This window comes from Aliiruegeria lutimaris, assembly GCF_900099935.1.
Lineage (GTDB): Bacteria > Pseudomonadota > Alphaproteobacteria > Rhodobacterales > Rhodobacteraceae > Tropicimonas > Tropicimonas lutimaris.
On record NZ_FNEK01000017.1, the window covers coordinates 64,153 to 82,036 of the forward strand.

General features: G+C 63.2%; 14 protein-coding genes. 8 read left to right on the forward strand and 6 right to left on the reverse strand.

Going from position 1 to position 17,884, the window contains the following annotated elements; translation table 11 throughout:
- Positions 1-108 precede the first annotated feature (108 nt).
- Positions 109-1,221: a Ppx/GppA phosphatase family protein gene (locus tag BLR85_RS10055; protein WP_093154921.1), complete on the reverse strand. Its 1,113-nt coding sequence runs from the start codon at positions 1,219-1,221 to the stop codon at positions 109-111.
- Between the two features lie 256 nt (positions 1,222-1,477).
- On the opposite strand from BLR85_RS10055, the gene BLR85_RS10060 reads away from it, so the two are divergent.
- The 5 genes from BLR85_RS10060 (at position 1,478) to serS (ending at position 5,860) form a co-directional block, all read left to right on the forward strand.
- Entirely contained in the window at positions 1,478-1,774 is a 297-nt protein-coding gene (locus BLR85_RS10060; protein WP_093154924.1) for a virulence factor, read from the forward strand.
- Between the two features lie 26 nt (positions 1,775-1,800).
- Positions 1,801-2,727 carry a methylenetetrahydrofolate reductase gene (locus BLR85_RS10065; protein ID WP_093154927.1) on the forward strand — a complete coding sequence of 309 codons (927 nt, stop codon included), beginning with the start codon at positions 1,801-1,803 and terminating at the stop codon, positions 2,725-2,727.
- Between the two features lie 8 nt (positions 2,728-2,735).
- Positions 2,736-3,395 carry an HAD family hydrolase gene (locus BLR85_RS10070; protein ID WP_093154930.1) on the forward strand — a complete coding sequence of 220 codons (660 nt, stop codon included), beginning with the start codon at positions 2,736-2,738 and terminating at the stop codon, positions 3,393-3,395.
- Positions 3,392-4,369, forward strand: a complete 978-nt coding sequence (locus BLR85_RS10075) for a methyltetrahydrofolate cobalamin methyltransferase (RefSeq protein ID WP_093154932.1) — start codon at positions 3,392-3,394, stop codon at positions 4,367-4,369. Before BLR85_RS10070 ends, BLR85_RS10075 begins: the two co-directional genes overlap by 4 nt.
- Before the next feature lie 198 nt (positions 4,370-4,567).
- Positions 4,568-5,860: a serine--tRNA ligase gene (serS, locus tag BLR85_RS10080; protein ID WP_093154935.1), complete on the forward strand. Its 1,293-nt coding sequence runs from the start codon at positions 4,568-4,570 to the stop codon at positions 5,858-5,860.
- 62 nt (positions 5,861-5,922) lie between these two features.
- Here serS and BLR85_RS10085 read toward each other — a convergent pair whose 3' ends face one another.
- From BLR85_RS10085 to BLR85_RS10100, 4 genes are all read right to left on the reverse strand, one after another.
- A complete protein-coding gene (locus BLR85_RS10085; RefSeq protein ID WP_093154938.1) occupies positions 5,923-6,153 on the reverse strand; it encodes an EF-hand domain-containing protein in 231 nt (76 codons plus the stop codon).
- A gap of 212 nt (positions 6,154-6,365) precedes the next feature.
- The gene (gene der / locus BLR85_RS10090; protein ID WP_093154941.1) at positions 6,366-7,832 is read right to left on the reverse strand and encodes a ribosome biogenesis GTPase Der; all 1,467 of its coding nucleotides are present in this window, start codon (positions 7,830-7,832) and stop codon (positions 6,366-6,368) included.
- Between the two features lie 275 nt (positions 7,833-8,107).
- The gene (locus BLR85_RS10095) at positions 8,108-9,427 is read right to left on the reverse strand and encodes a PQQ-like beta-propeller repeat protein (RefSeq protein ID WP_093154944.1); all 1,320 of its coding nucleotides are present in this window, start codon (positions 9,425-9,427) and stop codon (positions 8,108-8,110) included.
- Positions 9,428-9,532: 105 nt separating this feature from the next.
- Entirely contained in the window at positions 9,533-10,192 is a 660-nt protein-coding gene (locus tag BLR85_RS10100; RefSeq protein ID WP_093154947.1) for a hypothetical protein, read from the reverse strand.
- Positions 10,193-10,439: 247 nt separating this feature from the next.
- On the opposite strand from BLR85_RS10100, the gene BLR85_RS10105 reads away from it, so the two are divergent.
- From BLR85_RS10105 to BLR85_RS10115, 3 genes are all read left to right on the forward strand, one after another.
- Complete coding sequence (locus tag BLR85_RS10105) at positions 10,440-11,711, forward strand: efflux RND transporter periplasmic adaptor subunit (protein WP_093154950.1); 1,272 nt, start codon at positions 10,440-10,442, stop codon at positions 11,709-11,711.
- A 22-nt stretch (positions 11,712-11,733) separates the two neighbouring features.
- Positions 11,734-15,447 carry an efflux RND transporter permease subunit gene (locus BLR85_RS10110; protein ID WP_093154953.1) on the forward strand — a complete coding sequence of 1,238 codons (3,714 nt, stop codon included), beginning with the start codon at positions 11,734-11,736 and terminating at the stop codon, positions 15,445-15,447.
- 286 nt (positions 15,448-15,733) lie between these two features.
- On the forward strand, positions 15,734-16,441 hold the full coding sequence (locus BLR85_RS10115) for an outer membrane protein (protein ID WP_093154956.1): 708 nt from the start codon (positions 15,734-15,736) through the stop codon (positions 16,439-16,441).
- Positions 16,442-16,704: 263 nt separating this feature from the next.
- On the opposite strand, the gene BLR85_RS10125 is transcribed toward BLR85_RS10115, so the two are convergent.
- A complete protein-coding gene (locus tag BLR85_RS10125) occupies positions 16,705-17,868 on the reverse strand; it encodes a M20 aminoacylase family protein (RefSeq protein WP_093154997.1) in 1,164 nt (387 codons plus the stop codon).
- Between the last annotated feature and the right edge of the window lie 16 nt (positions 17,869-17,884).

Genomic DNA, 17,884 nt, shown 5'->3' on the forward strand with positions numbered 1-17,884 from the left:
CCAGATTTCATGCCTCCGGCGGGGATATTTTCGGAAAGAGGAAGGTTGCAAGCCCCCTCTTCTTCTGACGACAAATATCCTCGCCGAAGGCAGCCGCCAAGGGCGGCTTCAGAAAGGCCCGTCTTCAAGCACCCCGTCCGAGGACATCTGCGCGTAGAGCAGCCCCTCGCGCAGGCCACGGTCGGCCACAGACAGCCTGTCCGTCGGCCAGACGCGCATCAGTGCCTGCAGGATTGCCGAGCCGGACATGATCAAAGACTGACGGTCCTTGCCAATCCGCGGATCGGCCCGTCGCCCGGCCTCCCCCAGTTCAAGGTAGCCACGGATAACCGCGTCGATCTGGTCGGAACTCATGCGCAAGCCGTCCACCTTGGTCCGGTCATAGCGCCTGAGCCCGAGATGGCTCGCGGCCACGGTCGTGACCGTTCCAGAGGTGCCGATGATCTGGAACCCTTCCCGCGCCTGTTCATGCGCATAAGGTGAGAATTCCGCCAGTTGTTCCTCGAAATACCAGCTCATCAGCGCGAAGCGGCCAGAATCGTCCTCGACATCCGAGAACTGGTCCTTGAGCGTCGCCACGCCGAGCGGCACCGAGATCCAGTCGACGACGCGGGCGCGCGGGAACAAATCCTCGCTATAATCGAACCCCTTGTGCAGCCGCATGATCGAGCGCGGACGCTCTGCCGCCGGTACCCGGCTCAGGTCGATCCAGACCAGCTCGGTCGAGCCGCCACCGATATCGACCACCAGAAGCTGCTCCGTTCGAACGGAGACCAGCGGCGCACAGGACACCACCGCGAGACGGGCCTCTTCCTCAGGTTCGATGATATCGAGCCGCAGCCCCGTCTCCCGGCGCACGAAGCGGATGAAATCACGCGCATTGCGCGCCCGCCGGCACGCCTCGGTGGCCACGAGCTTCATGCGCTGGACGCGGTGTTTCTGGAATTTGGATTTGCAGATCTTCAGCGCCTGGACCGTGCGGGCCATGGACGAACGAGAAAGCCGCCCGCTCGCTTCTAGCCCGGCGCCGAGCTGCACCGATTTGGAGAAAGAGTCCACGACGTGGAACTGGGACCCTTTCGGCTGTGCCACGAGCATGCGGCACGAGTTTGTGCCCAGATCCAGAGCCGCGTATGTGGCTACCGGATCGAGCGTATTGGGCGCGGTGGTTACAACCGGTTTCGGGAACGCGCCCGCGCCTGCGGGACGCTTGGGCGCCATCTTACGCCCTCCATTTCAAGTTGATTTCACCGTAGCCTCGACACCCGGGCCGCGCAAGGGAACAGATTCACGCCCCTCATATTGAACATGAAAATTTCGACGGTTCCGCGCACTGGATCATTGCGCCCGACAACCGTTACCTTGTGCGCCAGCAGGTCCAGAGGTCGCAGCCGCGCCCTCCCATGTCGATATTCGCCCCTTTCGTACGCGGCCTGCAGCGTAAAGGGGAAGTAACAGTTGCGAGGAAACTGGTTTCATGCCCGACGTCACGATTGTCTTTTGGCGCGACATCCCGGCACAGGTCATCGTCGGCAAGGGCCGGCGTGGCTCGAAGGCGCCGCTTCCGGAGCGGTTCGAACAGGCAATCGACCGATGTGCCATGGCAACCGACGCCAAGGATACCGACGCCTATCTTGCGGAGTGGCGCAAGGCCGAGCCTTACACGGTGGAAGGTGATCCGGCGGAGATCGCCGCCGCCGAGGCCGCACGTCTCGACGCGGAATATGACCAGGCCCGCATCAAGAAACTGATCGACAACGCCGGATGGAATTGAGGCCGGCACAGATATGGGAGGCCGCCATGGCTCTGCTACCGTTTCGCAAGCGCTCCGCCACGCCTGACAGCAAAGCCGCTCTGGAGGTTTTCCTGCAAGGGTTCTCCATCGAGGTGATGCCGCGCACGGCGGCCAAGATCGAGAGTTTCCGGGAGCTGCTGCCGGCGGGGACGCGGGTCTATATTGCCCATATCGATGGCACGCCCTTCGAGGACATGGTGGCAACCGCCAAACGGCTGGCGGCCGAGGGTTTTCCGGTCATGCCGCATTTCCCGGCCCGGATCATCAAGGACAAGGCGACCCTTGCCGACTGGATTGCGCGCTACCAGGGCGAGGCAGACGTGAAGCAGGCCCTGGTTCTGGCTGGCGGAGTGGATGCGCCCAAGGGTGATTTCGACTCTTCCATGGCGCTGCTGGAAACCGGGCTGTTCGACGAGGCGGGCTTCACCCACCTGCACGTGGCCGGTCACCCGGAGGGCAACCGTGACATCGACCCGCTCGGCAGCACGAAGCGGGTCATGGACGCGCTGCACTGGAAGCAGGCCTTCTCCCGCAATACCGATGCCCGGATGGCGATTGCCACCCAATTCGCCTTCGAATCCAAGCCGGTCATTGCCTGGGCCAACGGGCTGAGGGAAGCCGGGATCGACCTGCCGATCCATATCGGCATCGCGGGGCCGGCAAAGCTTCAGACAATGATCAAGTTTGCTGTCTCCTGCGGCGTGGGCGCCAGCGTGCGCGTGTTGCAGCGACGGGCAAAGGACGTGACCAAGCTGGTCATGCCCTTCGAGCCGAACGAGATTCTGACCGAGCTGGCCGTCCACAAGGCTGCAAGCCCGGAATTCAACATCGCGCAGGTGCACTTCTTCCCGCTTGGCGGTATCAAGGCCACGGCCGGCTGGACGGCCGAACATGGCGGACCAGCGGGACACGCGGCCGCCGCAACAGGCTGAGAGACTTCATGACCACAGCATTGCTGTTCGACCTGGACGGAACCTTGATCGATTCCGACTCGCTGCACGCCCAGGTATTTGCCGAACTTTTTGAACCCCGTGGGGTAAAGATCGATTTCGCCTATTACCGGGACAAGCTGCACGGCCGGCTGAATTTCGACATCTTTTCTGACCTTTGTCCCGGCGAGGATGCGAAATGGTGGTCCGATCACAAGGAAGCAGAGTATCGCAAGTTGCTGGGCACGGGCCATCCGAATATGCCGGGTACGGTGGAATTGCTGGACCTTGCCGACGAGATGGGCTGGGCCAAAGGCGTGGTGACGAATGCGCCGCGCGACAACGGCGAGGCGGTGCTGGCCGCGCTCGGCATTGCCGACCGCTTCGACACGCTGGTGATCGGAGATGAATGCGTGCGCGGCAAGCCGGACCCGGAGCCCTACCTGGAAGGTCTGCGGCGGCTGAACGCCGATGCCGCCGTCTCTCTTGCTTTCGAGGACAGCCCGACAGGCATTCGTTCAGCCGTGGGAGCCGGCCTCAAGACAATCGGAATTCGAAGCATGCTGTCCGACGCCGCATTGCGCGAAGCGGGCGCGACAGCTTCGGTCGAGGACTACGCCGATCCGGCGCTGAAACACCATATTGATCAATTGAAGGGACTGGCTGCATGACGCGGACCGTAATCGAGAGCAAGACGAAGACTGTCACCATCGGCTTCGACGAGCCGTTCTGCGTGATCGGCGAACGGATCAACCCGACAGGCCGCAAGAAGCTGGCGGCCGAGTTGGAAGCGGGCGATTTTTCCACCGTGGAGAAGGATGCGCTGGAGCAGGTCGCATGCGGGGCGATGGTTCTCGATGTGAATTCCGGCGCGGTGTTCACCAACAAGATGGCCGAGGATCCGCGCTACGCGGACAATAACTTCGTCGAGCCGATGTTGATGAAGGAGCTCATCACGCGCATCCAGGCGATCGTGGACGTGCCGCTGTGTATCGACAGCTCGGTGCCCGGCGCGCTCCAAAACGGGCTGGAAATGGCGGAAGGGCGGCCGCTGCTGAACTCGGTGACGGGTGAAGAAGAGCGGCTCGAGGCGATCCTGCCGCTGGTGAAGAAGTACAACGTGCCGGTTGTGGCGATCTCCAATGACGACACGGGCATTTCCGAGGATCCGGATGTGCGTTTCGCGGTGGCCAAGAAGATCGTCGAACGGGCGGCCGATTTCGGCATTCCGGCGCATGACATCGTGGTCGACCCGCTGGTGATGCCGGTGGGCGCGATGGCGACGGCCGGGCAGCAGGTCTTCACGCTCGTCCGCCGGCTGCGCGACGAGCTGGGCGTGAACACGACCTGTGGCGCTTCCAACATTTCCTTTGGCCTGCCGAACCGGCATGGCGTGAACGCGGCCTTCCTGCCGATGGCGATCGGCGCAGGCATGACTTCTGCGATCATGAACCCGGTTCGCTCCGTCGAGATGGAGGCCATTCGTGCCGCCAACCTGCTGATGAATCACGATCCCAATGGCGGGGCGTGGATCGGACTGGCCAAGGTGCTTGACGCGGTCAAGGAAGGCGCGAGTTTCACCGAGGCGTCGCAGGCGGCCGCCGCGGCCGGGTCTGGTCGCGGACGGCGTCGGCGCCGGGGCTGAGGGCAGATCGGGCAGAGATGTCGGTTGGGGGGCTGTCTGCCCCCCACGCGCGCTGAAAGCGCGCTCCCCCCGAGGATATTTTCGGAAAGAGGAAGTCAGAAAGGCGGGCGGCTCGGGCGCCTTTGCTCTTTTCTCCCGAGCCTCTTTGCGGCATGAGGCGGCACGTGAGTTCAACCCGGTGCTTCAAGGAGAGACCCGATGCACGACATTCGCTTCATTCGCGAAAACCCTGACGCGTTCGACGCCGCCATGGCGCGGCTTGGGGTGTCGGTGTCTTCCTCCGATATCCTGGGGATCGATGCCGGACGGCGTGAGAAGATCACTGCCGCCGAGGCTGCACAGGCCGAACGGAACGCCGCCTCCAAGCAGGTTGGCGCGGCCAAGGCAAAGGGCGACGAGGCCGAATTCGAGCGGCTGCGGGCGCTGGTGGGTGAGAAGAAGGCCGAGATTGCGCGGCTGGAGGAAGAGGCCAAGGCAGAAGATGCCCGGCTGACCGAGTTGCTCGCTACGCTGCCCAACATGCCGCATGAGGATGTGCCGGACGGGGCCGATGAAAATGACAACGTGGAAATCCGCCGTTGGGGGGAGCCGCGTGTCTTCGATTTCGAGCCGAAGGAGCATTACGAGCTGGCGGCGGTTCAGGACGGCATGGATTTCGAGACGGCGGCGAAGCTGGCCGGTTCGCGCTTCGTGCTGATGTCGGGTGCCGTGGCGCGGGTTCATCGCGCTCTGGCACAGTTCATGCTGGACACGCACACGACCGAGCATGGGCTGACCGAGGTCAACGGCCCTGTCATGGTGCGCGAAGAGATGATGTACGGCACCGGGCAGTTGCCCAAGTTCGGCGACGACAGCTACCTGCTGCGCGAAGGCTGGTGGTTGATCCCGACCTCCGAGGTGACGCTGACCAATATCGTCAATGACGTGATCGTCGAGGAGGGCTACCTGCCCCGTCGTTTCACGGCGCATTCGCTCTGCTTCCGCTCGGAGGCTGGCAGCGCGGGCCGCGATACGGCCGGGATGCTGCGACAGCACCAGTTCGAGAAGGTCGAGATGGTCTCGGTGACCCATCCCGACAAGAGCATGGAAGAGCATGAGCGGATGACGCGATGTGCCGAGGTGATCTTGGAGAAGCTCGGCATTCCCTATCGCACGATCGTGCTGTGCACCGGCGATATGGGCTTTGGTGCGCGCAAGACGCATGACATCGAGGCCTGGTTGCCGGGGCAGAACATGTATCGCGAGATCTCGTCCGTATCGGTCTGCGGCGATTTCCAGGCACGCCGGATGAATGCCCGCTTCCGCCCCGAGGGCGGCGGAAAGCCGGAATTCGTCCATACGCTGAACGGCTCCGGCCTTGCCGTCGGGCGCTGCCTGATCGCGGTTCTGGAGAACGGTCAACGGGAAGACGGATCTGTCGATCTGCCGGAAGCGCTGCATCCCTGGCTCGGTGGCAAGCGCCGCATCACGGCCGAGGGCACGCTCGTCTAAGAACAAAATCGCCCCCGGAGAGCGATCTCCGGGGGCTCGTTTCCGATCCTTCCGAGCGGTAATTACTCGGCGATCATGCCGTCTTGTTTGGCAGCGGCCAGTTCCTCGGCGCTGATCATGCCATCGGCATCGGCATCGAGTTCGGCAAAAAGCTCTTCGCTGAGATCCGGATAGGCAGCCTGCATTTCCGCAAGCGAGTAGACACCGTCACCGTCGGCATCGTCGACCATGGTTTGAGCCATCGCCGGAAGGGCAAGAGCAAGCAGAGCAACGACGAAAGCGCTTTTCCGCATTTTTTTGGTTTTCTCCATGAAGCCCCGCGATCCCGCGGGGAAAAAGAAGGTTCAATTACCTCCAGTCGGAGAAATGATGGCGAAACACGCCAGTTTCAAGAGGATCATCACGCCTGGTCGATAATGTTTTTCGAGCGTATTTTCATGTTTTCTTTCAGCCCCTTGCAGCGGGAAGCTCATCTCTCGAAGAGCCGACGTCTGAAAGTTTTTTCTTAGCGCTCGTCCGCGCGCCCCTTGCCGGTATGCTTGCGCAGTCGCGACGGCGTGGACTTTTTCTTGTCCTTGTAGGGGTTCTTATCGGACTGGCTTCGGAAGGTCAGGCGGATCGGCGTACCCGGCATGTCGAAATCTTCCCGCAGCCCGTTGACCAGATAGCGTTTATAGCTTTCCGGCAGTTTTTCGGGGAAAGAAGCCATCACCACGAACCCCGGCGGGCGCGTCTTCACTTGCGTCATGTAGCGCAGCTTGATCCTGCGGCCGCCCGGTGCGGGGGGCGGATGGGCTTCGAGCATGCCCGTAAGCCATTGGTTGAGCCTCGCCGTCGGCACCCGGCGATTCCACACTTCATGCGCCCGCACGATGGCGTCATGCAGCCGGTCCAGGCCGCGGCCCGTCTTGGCGGATACCGTGATCAGCGGCGCCCCCTTGAGCTGCGGCAGCAGGCGGTTGAATTCCTCCTTCAGCTCCGCCAGCTTTTCCTGCTTCTCGTCTTCGAGATCCCACTTGTTCACGGCCACCACGACCGCCCTGCCCTCGCGCTCGGCCAGGTCAGCGATGCGCAGGTCCTGCTGCTCGAAGGGGATTTCCACGTCGAGCAGGACGACGACCACCTCGGCGAATTTCACCGCGCGCAGCCCGTCGGAGACCGAAAGCTTCTCCAGCTTCTCCTGCACCTTCGCTTTTTTGCGCATGCCGGCGGTGTCGAAGATACGCATCGGCGTGCCCTTCCACTCAACCGGAAGGGAAATCGCGTCGCGCGTGATGCCCGCCTCGGGGCCGGTCAGCAGCCGGTCCTCGCCGAGGATCCTGTTGATCAGCGTAGATTTTCCAGCATTCGGGCGCCCGACCACGGCCACCTGCAAAGGCTTCGACCGAGAGAAAAGCGGCCCTTCGCCCTCGGCGGCCTCTTCCTCGGTCAGCTCTATATCGGTCGCCGGCGCCTGTTCGAGGGCACGCGCCTCGAAGGCATCGGCCAGCGGCATTAGCACGGCGTGGAGATCGGCCATGCCCTCGCCATGCTCGGCCGAAATCCGGATCGGATCGCCAAGCCCGAGCGCATAGGCCTCCAGAACGCCCGCATCGCTGGCATTGCTCTCGGACTTGTTCGCGGCCAGCAACACATGCGCCGACTTCTTGCGCAGGATCTCGGCAAAGACTTCGTCGGCCGGGGTAACGCCCTGGCGGGCATCGAGCATGAACAGGCATATATCCGCCATCTCCACCGCCCGCTCGGTCAATCGGCGCATACGGCCCTGCAGGGACTCGTCTGTCGCTTCCTCAAGTCCGGCCGTGTCAATGACGGTAAAGCGCAGGTCTCCAAGCCGGGCCTCGCCTTCGCGCAGGTCACGGGTCACGCCGGGTTGATCGTCCACGAGGGCAAGACGTTTGCCGACGAGACGATTGAACAGAGTCGATTTGCCCACGTTTGGGCGGCCCACGAGGGCCAGGGTGAAGCTCATAATGCGCTCACAGACAGGAGAATCGGATCAGACCCGCTCCTTTAGACCGTTTCTTCCGGTGGTTGAAGCCTTTTCAAGGAATAGCACTGGCGTAGATGGCGCCATTGGAGGGAACAGAAGGGGGCGTCGCCCCCCGCTCTCTCGCGAGCGCTCCGCCCAAGGTATTTGCGGAAAGATGATGAAGGGGCCGAACCAGTTTCATCTTTCTTCAAATACCTCCGCCGGAGGCACGATCCGAAGGATCGCTGACGCGCGCGGAGCGTGCGCCCCCTTGCTCAACGATAGGCGAGCAGCTGGGCCTTGGTGTTCACAAGGTAGAGCGTCTGGTTGACGATGACCGGGTTGGTTGCCGCCCCAGCCGGGATCTCCACCGTGGAAAGCAGGTTGCCATTGCGGGGATCGAAGCTGCGCAGGTAGCCATCATCGGAGGCCACCAGCAGGCGCCCGCCGGCGAGGACCGGACCGAAGCTCGCATAAACATCGCGGTATTTGCGCGGTTTCTTCTTCTTGAAGCCGGGCAGGTCCACGGCCCAGATGAGCTCACCGTTGGAAGCGTTGAGCCGTACCAGCTGGAGCAGGTCGGTTACCGCGAAGACCGAGCCGCCATCGACCCAGACCGGGCTCAAGGCGCCTTCGTTCGCTGTCCAGATCCGGGCGCCGCTGTTGGCGTCAAGCGCGGCGATCCGTCCGGAGGGCGTGCCGACATAGACCGTTCCGCCGACGATGACCGGATCGGAGGAGATATCGGTGATCAGGGAATAGGCGCGTCCACGACGGCGGCCGGCCAGCATGGTCCCCCAGGCGCGCGTTCCATCGCCCGCCTGCGCGCCTAGCAGTTCAGCCGAGCCGAAGGGGAAGATCGCGATCCGGCCATCCACTGCCGGGCCGGAGCCGTTCACCGTGGCCGAGGCCGACGGGTTGGCCTGCAACTGCCATGCGAGACGTCCGGTATCCGCGCGCACTGCGAAGGCACGGTTGTCGCGGCTGCTGACATAGATCATCCCGTCCCGCACCGTCGGTGCGCCGGCGACCGGTGCCTCGAACCCCTGCACCCAGATCGTATTGCCGGTGGCCGGGTCGATCGCCTGCAATTCACCGAAACCGGTCGTCACGTAGAGCTTTCCGCCGCCAAAGGCGAGCCCGCCGCCCGAGCCGTCCTTGTTGCGCTCGGAGGCCGGGGTCAGATTCCTGCTCCATTGTTCGCCGCCGCCGGTCGAAAACGCGCTGAGCTGGCTGCGGGCATCGAGCGTAAAGATACGGCCTCCAGCGACGATCGGGTCCGCGGTGATCCGCGCCTTGCGGCTGTTGCCGGCACCGATACTCGCCGACCACGCCCTGGTGAGATTGGAGGACAGGGCAGGATGCTGAATGCGATGCGTGGCCGAACCGCCGCGATGGGTCCATTCCGAGTGGTTGGTCTGTGCGGAGGCGGAGAAGGCGACGTCGTTCTGAACCACCGAGCCTTCGGGCAAGGGTTCGATCGCGGCCGCCGCGCTCTCGCCGTCTGCCGAAGCCGCAAGCGGCGTGCGGACATCGAATCGTTCGCCCGGCAGGGGCGGATCATCGCCGCAGCTGGCCAGTAACAGGGCAACCATCGCCCATCCCGCCGCAGATCCCAGTACCCTCACAGCTCGTTCCCCCGTACAATTCCGTGCTTGCAGGGCCGCCGCCCCGTCGCCGCTCCGGTTCCGGTTGCGGTCTTAGCCCGCAACATCCCCTATTTCGGCGCCGAGCGCCAACATCAACTGTGTCACACGATCAAGCAAGCCCCGTGTCAATTGCGGCTCCTGCAGAAGCGCCCTGGCGGCCTCGATCGCGGCCTCGGTCTCGCCATTTGCCGCGAGCGTGAGCACCTGCTGTTCGAGCGCCAGCGGCCGGTAGGGCGCGCCGGGCGTCGCCAGCCGGTCCAGAAGCTGCGCGCGCAGCTCCGGCGTGACGCTTTCGCCGCCCAGAAGGATGATCTTGAACGCGGCGAGATCCGAATAAACGGCGGGAATATCAGGGTTACTTGCCAGCGGCGTCAACGTGGCCACGGCGGCCTCCGGGTCGTCGGTCGCCGTCTGCTCCGCCGCGACCAGAAGCTCGATCACGGTTTCGACCTGGCCGCTTGCCTCGATCTCGCCAAGCGCGCCGATGCGGGCCGGCGCGCCGGGAAGCTCGAGCGCGGCGATAATCGAATCCCCGAGCGCCTCTGCCGCGGCCAGGGCACTGGCCTTGCGATACTCGTTCACCGCCGCGCCACCGACGATAATCACCACCGCAAGAATGCCGATCCAGCCGTATTTTCGGAAAGTCCTGAAAAGCTTCTCCCGGCGAACTTCTTCGTTCACCTCGTCGATAAAGCTGTCGGCTTCGCTCATGCGTCCCTGCCCGTTCTATGCGCCTTGGCGCCTTGATGGCATCTGCAGGCTATTTGCAGCGCCTTGAAAACGCCTTCTCTTACCCCGAAGCCCTTGCAATTGCCAAGACCTGCAAATTGCCTCGGCAATTGCCACCGAGCGGGCACTGATGCACATTTGTTTGGCGTCGACCCTTGCCTTCGAACCGCTTTGAATACATCTCTGCGCGGAGGTTTATCGAATTACGACGACCGGAAAGGCGGATTTCATGAAGTGGTTTTCCTTCCTGATTGCGGCGATCGTGGCCGGTGTCGTTTACATGCTGATCATGGAGCGCGACGCCGTGTTCGAATTTGCGGGCATTGAGACCGGACGCCCGGCGGCGCCCGCTGCAGCGCCCGATGGCACAAATGACGTAGCGGAAACAATCGAGAATACCGACGACGACCCCAAGCGGGTGTCCATCGTGGCCGTGGCCTCCACGGCGCAGGTCATCGACAGCGCCGTCATCCTGCGTGGCCGCACGGAAGCCACCCGCCAAGTTGTCGTGGCCGCGGAAACCTCCGGGCCGATCGTCTCCGACCCCCTGCGCAAGGGCACGATGGTCCAAGCCGAAGACCTGCTCTGCGAGATCGACCCCGGACCGCGCATCGCACAACTCAGCGAAGCCAAGGCGCTGCTGGCCTCGGCGAAGGCCGGGATTCCGGTGGCCCGGGCCCGTGTGATCGAGGCCGAAGCGCTGCTGGCCGAGGCGGCGATCAACAACCGCGCCGCAACGAAGCTGATCGAAGGCGGCTTTGCCTCCGAGACGCGCGTTGCCTCGACGCGGGCCGCTGTTTCGGCCGCCGAGGCAAATGTCGAATCGGCCCATTCCGGGCTGGAGGCGGCTACGTCCAATGTCGAAGCCGCGGCCGCCGCGGTGGCGCTGGCCGAAAAGGAAATAGATCGGGTCACGCTGAAGGCGCCTTTTGCCGGGTTGCTCGAAACCGACACCGCCGAGCTTGGCGCGCTGATGCAGCCGGGATCGTCCTGCGCCACCATCATCCAACTCCAGCCGATGAAGCTGGTGGGTTTCGTGCCCGAGACGCAGGTCGACAAGGTCGCGGTGGGCGCGCCAGCCGGCGCACGCCTTGTCTCGGGGTCGGAAGTCGCCGGCACGGTCATCTTCATGTCGCGCTCCGCTGATCCGCAGACGCGCACCTTCCGGGTCGAGATCGAGGTCCCAAACGCTGACATGCGCATCCGTGACGGCCAGACGGCGGATATCGCCATCGCCGCAACCGGGGAGGCCGCACACCTGCTGCCCGGCTCGGCGCTGACGCTGGATGACGCGGGCACGCTTGGCGTGCGCATCGTCGAGCAATCCGATGCCGGCCCGGTTGCCGCCTTCGTCCCGGTGCAGTTCCTGCGCGACACGCCCGGGGGCGTCTATGTCGCCGGGCTTCCCACGAATGTGGACGTGATCGTCGTCGGGCAGGAATATGTGACTGACGGCGTTCCGCTCAAGGTCAGCTATCAGGAAGAAGGTCTGGGCCAGTGAGACGGCGCAGGGGAGCATATCCATGAGAGGCATTGTCGATTGGGCCTCCCACCACACGCGTATGGCGGTGGGGATCATCCTTCTGGCGCTTGTGACTGGCGCGCAGACCTATTTCAACCTGCCCAAGGAGGGCGAGCCGGATATCGAGATCCCGGCCGTCTTCATCTCCGTCCCCTTCCCCGGCATCTCGGCTGCCGACGCCGAGAAGCTGCTGGTCAAGCCGATGGAAACCGAGATGGCCGATCTCGACGGGCTGGACCGGATGACCGGCACCGCCGTGGAGGGCTATGCCAACCTGGTGATGGAGTTCGATTTCGGCTGGGACAAGTCGGCCACGCTCGCCGATGTGCGCGCGGCAATGAACAAGGCCGAGAGCAATTTCCCCGACGGCGCCGAGAACTACACGGTGGAGGAGTTCAACTTCTCCGAGTTCCCGATCATCATTGTCAACCTGACCGGCCGCCTTCCAGAGCGGACATTGCTACGCGTTGCCAATGACTTGCAGGACAAACTTGAGAGGCTCGAGCCGGTTCTGGAGGCCGCTTTGACCGGGCACCGCGACGAGATGGTCGAGGTGGTCATCGACCCGCTAAAGCTGGAAGCCTACAACGTCACCGCCAGCGAGTTGATCCAGGCGGTGGTCAACAACAACCAGTTGATCGCTGCCGGCGAGATCGAAGCCGATGCCGGCGCCTTCGCGGTCAAGATCCCCTCCTCCTTCGATACGACGAGCGACATCTACGGCTTGCCGGTGAAGGTGAACGGCGATTCCGTTGTCACGCTGGGCGACCTGACGACGATCTCGCTCACCTTCGAGGATCGCGAAGGCACGGCGCGCTTCGACGGCGAGAAGACCGTCGCGCTGCAGGTGGTCAAGCGCAAGGGCTACAACATCATCGACACCGCCGCTTTGGTGCGTGAGACGGTGCAGCTCGAACGCGCCAAATGGCCACCTGAGCTGCAGGACGCCATTGTCGTCGGCACATCGAACGACCAGTCCGTGCAAGTCGAATCCATGGTGCGCCAGCTCGAAGGCTCCGTGCTCACCGCCATCGGCCTTGTCATGATCGTGGTGCTGGCCGCACTCGGGCCGCGCCCCTCGCTGCTGGTGGGCTTCTCCATTCCCACGTCCTTCCTGCTCTGTTTCGGCTTCCTTGCGGCAATGGATGTGACGATCTCGAACATGGTAATGTTCGGGCTGATCCTCTCGGTCGGCATGCTGGTCGATGGCGCCATCGTTGTGGTGGAATATGCCGACAAGCGCATAGCCGCCGGAACCGGACCGATGCACGCCTATGTCGAGGCCGCAAAGCGGATGTTCTGGCCCATTGTCAGCTCCACCGCGACCACGCTCTGCGCCTTCCTGCCGATGCTGTTCTGGCCCGGCGTCTCGGGCGAGTTCATGAAGATGCTGCCGATCACGCTGATCTTCGTGCTCTCGGCCTCGCTGGTGGTGGCGCTGGTCTTCCTGCCAGTGGTGGGCGGCATCACCGGGCGGCTTGCACGCTCCTTCCACCACCTCGCCGAAGCGCTGCGCCGCTGGCCCTGGATTCTCAGGGCGGCGCTGGTGCCGCCCTCGATGTTCCTGATCTTCCTCGGCGCCATGCAGGTGCTGAACCCCAGCTATATCCTGCCGCCCGACATGCCCGCCACCATGGCGCGTCTTGCCGGTGTCGGCATTCTCTTCTTCGGCGCTTTCGCCACCTCGATCACCGCCGACGCGGCCAAGCCGCAATGGAAGCGCAAGCGGGTGACGGCCGGCTATCAGCGCACCGCTTTCGGCTATTTCATCAAGTTCCTCACTGCCAACCCGATCATGCCGCTGGTCACGGTCGGCGGAGTCGCCTTCTTCATATTCGCGACCTTCGCCTATTTCGGCGAAAACAATAACGGCACCGAGTTCTTCGTCGAGAACGAGCCGGAACAGGCGATCATCTATGTTCGCGCCCGCGGGAACCTGTCGCTTGCCGAGAAAGACGCGCTCGTGGCGCAGGTCGAGAAGATCGCTCTGGCCGAGCCGGGCGTTGATTCCGTGTTTGCCTTTGCCGGCGAGGGAGGACTCAACGCCAACACCGGCGGTGCCTCCTCCCCCCGCGACACGATCGGCCAGGTCCAGCTCGAAATGATCCGCTGGGAGGATCGAAAGGAACAGCCGGAACTGGACGGCGACCTCGTTCTGGAGCGGCTACGCGCCAAGATGGACCAGATTCCCGGCATCTTTGTCGAGGTGCTCGACCTTGCCATGGGCCCGGGTGCTGGCAAGCCGATCCATCTTCGCCTGACCGGCGACGATTGGGAGGCGCTCACCGAGGCCGCCCTGACCGCGCGGGCCAAACTCGAGGAAATGCCCGGCCTGTTCGATATCGAGGACACGCTGCCGCTGCCCGGCATCGACTGGCAGATCGACGTGGACGTGGAAAAAGCCGGCCGTTACGGCGCAAATGTGGCCATCGTCGGCGGGATGGTGCAGCTTATCACCCGCGGCATCCTGCTCGACACGATGCGCGTGGACAGCTCCGACGAGGAGATCGACATCCGCGTCCGCCTGCCCGAACAGGACCGTCTGCTGACCACGCTGGACAGCCTCAAGGTGCGCACGCCGGACGGTCTCATTCCGCTTTCCAACTTCGTCACCCGGCAGCCGGTTCCGAAACTGGCGCGGATCGACCGGGTGGACTCTCAGCGCTATTTCGACGTGAAGGCCGATGTGACCTCCGGCCTGGTCAAGCTGGTCAACGCCGATGGCGAGATCGTCGAGATCATGCCGGCCGAGGCCGCCCAGACCAACGCGGCGATGCGGATCAGCGAGCAGGGCCTGACCGTCGCCCCGGTCACCGCCACCGAACGCATTACGCTTCTGACCGAATGGATGGAGAACGAGCAGCCTTTCGGCCCGGATATCGGTTGGCAGTGGACCGGCGATGAAGAGGAACAGGCCGAGAGCGCCGCCTTCCTTCAAACCGCATTTGCCGGGGCGCTCGGGCTTATGTTCATCATCCTGCTGACGCAGTTCAACTCGATCTACAACTCGGTGCTGGTGCTGCTCGCCGTGGTGCTCTCCACCTCCGGTGTACTGATCGGCATGCTGGTGATGGACCAGACATTCTCCATCATCATGACCGGCACCGGCATCGTTGCGCTGGCAGGCATCGTGGTGAACAACAATATCGTGCTGATCGACACCTACCAGGAGTTCAGCCAGTACATGCCGCGGATCGAGGCGATCATTCGCACCGCGGAGCAGCGCCTGCGGCCCGTGCTTCTGACCACCTCGACCACGATTGCCGGCCTGACGCCGATGATGCTGGGCATTTCGCTCGACTTCTTCAACGGCGGCTACACGCTCGACAGCCCCACCGCGCTCTGGTGGAAGCAGCTGGCAACGGCGGTGGTCTTCGGCCTTGGCACCGCGACCGTTCTGACCCTGATCGTAACCCCCGCCCTGCTCGCTTTGCGCGTCTGGTTCTGGGACGGCGCCTATCGCAGCGTCGCCATCTTGCGGGCTCTGAGCTTCGGGCGCGGCAGTCGGGCCGCGCGCGATGCGCGCCTGACCCGCACGGCGCGCCGTGTCCGCAACCCGGAACTGATCTGGCTGCCGGAAGAACCGGAAGAAGAAGACAGCGCGCCGCCCGCACCGACACCGGAGGCAGAACCGGACCGGGCAGAAAATGCGCCTGAGCAAACCGAAAGCGAAACGTCCCCCGCCGGCAAGCCGCCCCTGCGCGCAGCGGAGTGACCGCTTCGCCAGGCGCGCCCACCGCGCGCCTGGCTTCCCGCATGAGTGGGCGATCTAGGCAATTGTAATTATTATACTTTTATAGAGTGCCGTAATTTCGTTTCACCTGATACAAATATACGGCAAAAATGCATGATTTGGGCAACACTGCGAATCGTCGAACCGCCGGCCGAATCCCGCCACTTGCGACGCGCCCCCGCTGCTCTCTAGGTCTGATGCCAGCAAGCGGGCCGACCAAATCCGGTGCCCTTGCTCGAGCAAGATAAAAAAGACGACAGGCAACATCATGAACACATCGCATATCGCAATCGCGGTCGCGCTGACTGCATTCTGTGGCCCGGCCCTGGCCGGCGGGCTTGCACCGAGCACGCCAGAGCCTCAGCCAATCATCGAGGTCAACTCCGGGCCAACCGGTTTCGAAGGCGCCTATATCGGTGCCAGCCTCGGCTACAACTTCCCCGGCGACGACAAGGTCGGCGTGAAAGGCCCCGGCATTTCCGGAACCGACAATATCGGCGATCTGGATATGGGCGGCGGGTCTTTCGCCGTGCAGGCCGGCTATCGCTGGGACCTGAACCCCGCCATCATCGGCGTCGAACTTGGCGCGACTTTCGGCAATATCAGCGCCGATTTCGACAATAGCGAGGGAGAGGGCGAGAACACAGTCGACTATGCCGTCTCCCTTCGCGGCTCGCTTGGCTGGGAAGCCACAACCGACACTCTGCTCTACGGTTTCGCGGGCGCTTCGCACGGACAGTTCGACTACTCGGTCGAGCGCGCGGCCGGCGGCGATATTTCCGAGGAATACGGTCGCACCGGTTATCTCGGCGGGTTCGGCGTTGAGCGGAACATCTCCGACAACTGGTCGCTCCGAGGCGAGTACCAATACACCAATTACGGCAACGAAAAGCTGAGCAATGGTGGCTACTCGACCGAAGCAACGCCGGATTACCACTCGGTAACCTTGGGCCTCAACTACAGTTTCGGCGGCTGATCAGCCCGGCCTGAAACGGAACCAGAACCGGAAACGGCGGCAGTCTGAATCGTGGAACTTGCCGCCGTCCAGGACGCGCGCTTTGCGTACGTGAACGATCCTGCGGCAGAGATATTTTTGGAAAGACGAAGCCGAGTCCGGCTTTTCATCCTCTTTCTCGAAATATCCTGGGGGAACGCTCGCACGAGCGTGGGGCGAATCCCCCTCTTCCAACATCCGAAACCCGCACAAACCGCCGAAATGCAGTAAGTCCGCCAGTTAAGTCAGCCCACCGGCATCCGCTGTTCGACGATTTCCGCCCACCAGGAACAGCCCGCTGGGATGGCCTCGTCCGAGAAATTGTATTCCGCGTGATGTACCATGGCCGTATCGCCATTGCCGACAAGGATATAGGCGCCGGGTCTCTCTTCGAGCATGAAGGAGAAATCCTCTCCGCCCATGATCAGCGGCGCCTCCCGGCACTCTCCGGCAACCGAGGCTGCCACCGCTGCGGCGAAATCTGTCTGTTCGGCCCAATTCACCATTACCGGGTAATTCCGATAGTATTTTACCTTGGCCTGACCGCCGAAGGTTGCGGAAGTGCCTTCAGTGATTTCCTTCAGCCGTTTTTCGCCCAAGTCGCGAAGTTCCGGCTTCAGTGTGCGAATGGTCCCCTTCAGCACAACCTTCTGCGGGATCACGTTAAAGGCGGTGGAGGAAGTCTCGAAACTCGTGATCGAGACGACGATCTGCTCCACCGGGTTGGCATTGCGCGAAACGATGGATTGCAGCGCGACCACCAGATGCGACGCCATCAGCGTGGTATCGATCGTCTCGTGTGGCTTGGCGGCGTGACCGCCCTTGCCTTCCAGCTCGATCTGGAAGTGATCGGCCGAGGCAAAGAACGGTCCCGGCCGGATGGCAAAGGTTCCCACCTCGATGCCCGGCCAGTTATGCATGCCATAGACTTCCTGGATGCCGAAACGCTCCATCACCCCGTCATCGCACATGGCCTTGCCGCCGGCGCCGCCCTCTTCGGCGGGCTGGAAGATCACCACCGCCGTTCCGTCGAAATTCCGCGTCTCTGCAATGTATTTCGCCGCCCCCAGCAGCATCGCCGTGTGCCCGTCATGGCCGCAGGCATGCATCGCGCCGGGGTTTTGCGAGGCATAGGGCAACCCGGTCTCCTCGACGATGGGCAGCGCGTCCATGTCGGCACGCAACCCGATCACCCGGCCTTGGGTGTCCTTTCGTCCGCGAATGACGCCGACGACGCCGGTGCGGCCGATGCCGGTCACCACCTCGTCGCAGCCGAACGCCTTCAACTGCTCGGCCACGAAAGCCGAGGTGCGATGGGTTTCGTAGAGCAATTCCGGATGGGCGTGCAGGTCCCTCCGCCATGCCGTGATTTCTTCGTGAAGCTCAGCCAGGCGGTTCTTGACGGGCATGCGGACCATCCTTGGG

What these genes read in the sequence shown, in the direction of transcription:
- BLR85_RS10060 (WP_093154924.1), top strand. Translation starts at nt 1,478, where the DNA reads ATGCCCGACGTCACGATTGTCTTTTGGCGCGACATCCCGGCACAGGTC.
- BLR85_RS10105 (WP_093154950.1), top strand. Translation starts at nt 10,440, where the DNA reads ATGAAGTGGTTTTCCTTCCTGATTGCGGCGATCGTGGCCGGTGTCGTT.
- BLR85_RS10100 (WP_093154947.1), bottom strand. Translation starts at nt 10,192, where the DNA reads ATGAGCGAAGCCGACAGCTTTATCGACGAGGTGAACGAAGAAGTTCGC.
- BLR85_RS10055 (WP_093154921.1), bottom strand. Translation starts at nt 1,221, where the DNA reads ATGGCGCCCAAGCGTCCCGCAGGCGCGGGCGCGTTCCCGAAACCGGTT.
- BLR85_RS10125 (WP_093154997.1), bottom strand. Translation starts at nt 17,868, where the DNA reads ATGCCCGTCAAGAACCGCCTGGCTGAGCTTCACGAAGAAATCACGGCA.
- BLR85_RS10070 (WP_093154930.1), top strand. Translation starts at nt 2,736, where the DNA reads ATGACCACAGCATTGCTGTTCGACCTGGACGGAACCTTGATCGATTCC.
- BLR85_RS10075 (WP_093154932.1), top strand. Translation starts at nt 3,392, where the DNA reads ATGACGCGGACCGTAATCGAGAGCAAGACGAAGACTGTCACCATCGGC.
- BLR85_RS10095 (WP_093154944.1), bottom strand. Translation starts at nt 9,427, where the DNA reads ATGGTTGCCCTGTTACTGGCCAGCTGCGGCGATGATCCGCCCCTGCCG.
- BLR85_RS10065 (WP_093154927.1), top strand. Translation starts at nt 1,801, where the DNA reads ATGGCTCTGCTACCGTTTCGCAAGCGCTCCGCCACGCCTGACAGCAAA.
- BLR85_RS10110 (WP_093154953.1), top strand. Translation starts at nt 11,734, where the DNA reads ATGAGAGGCATTGTCGATTGGGCCTCCCACCACACGCGTATGGCGGTG.
- BLR85_RS10085 (WP_093154938.1), bottom strand. Translation starts at nt 6,153, where the DNA reads ATGCGGAAAAGCGCTTTCGTCGTTGCTCTGCTTGCTCTTGCCCTTCCG.
- BLR85_RS10115 (WP_093154956.1), top strand. Translation starts at nt 15,734, where the DNA reads ATGAACACATCGCATATCGCAATCGCGGTCGCGCTGACTGCATTCTGT.
- serS (WP_093154935.1), top strand. Translation starts at nt 4,568, where the DNA reads ATGCACGACATTCGCTTCATTCGCGAAAACCCTGACGCGTTCGACGCC.
- der (WP_093154941.1), bottom strand. Translation starts at nt 7,832, where the DNA reads ATGAGCTTCACCCTGGCCCTCGTGGGCCGCCCAAACGTGGGCAAATCG.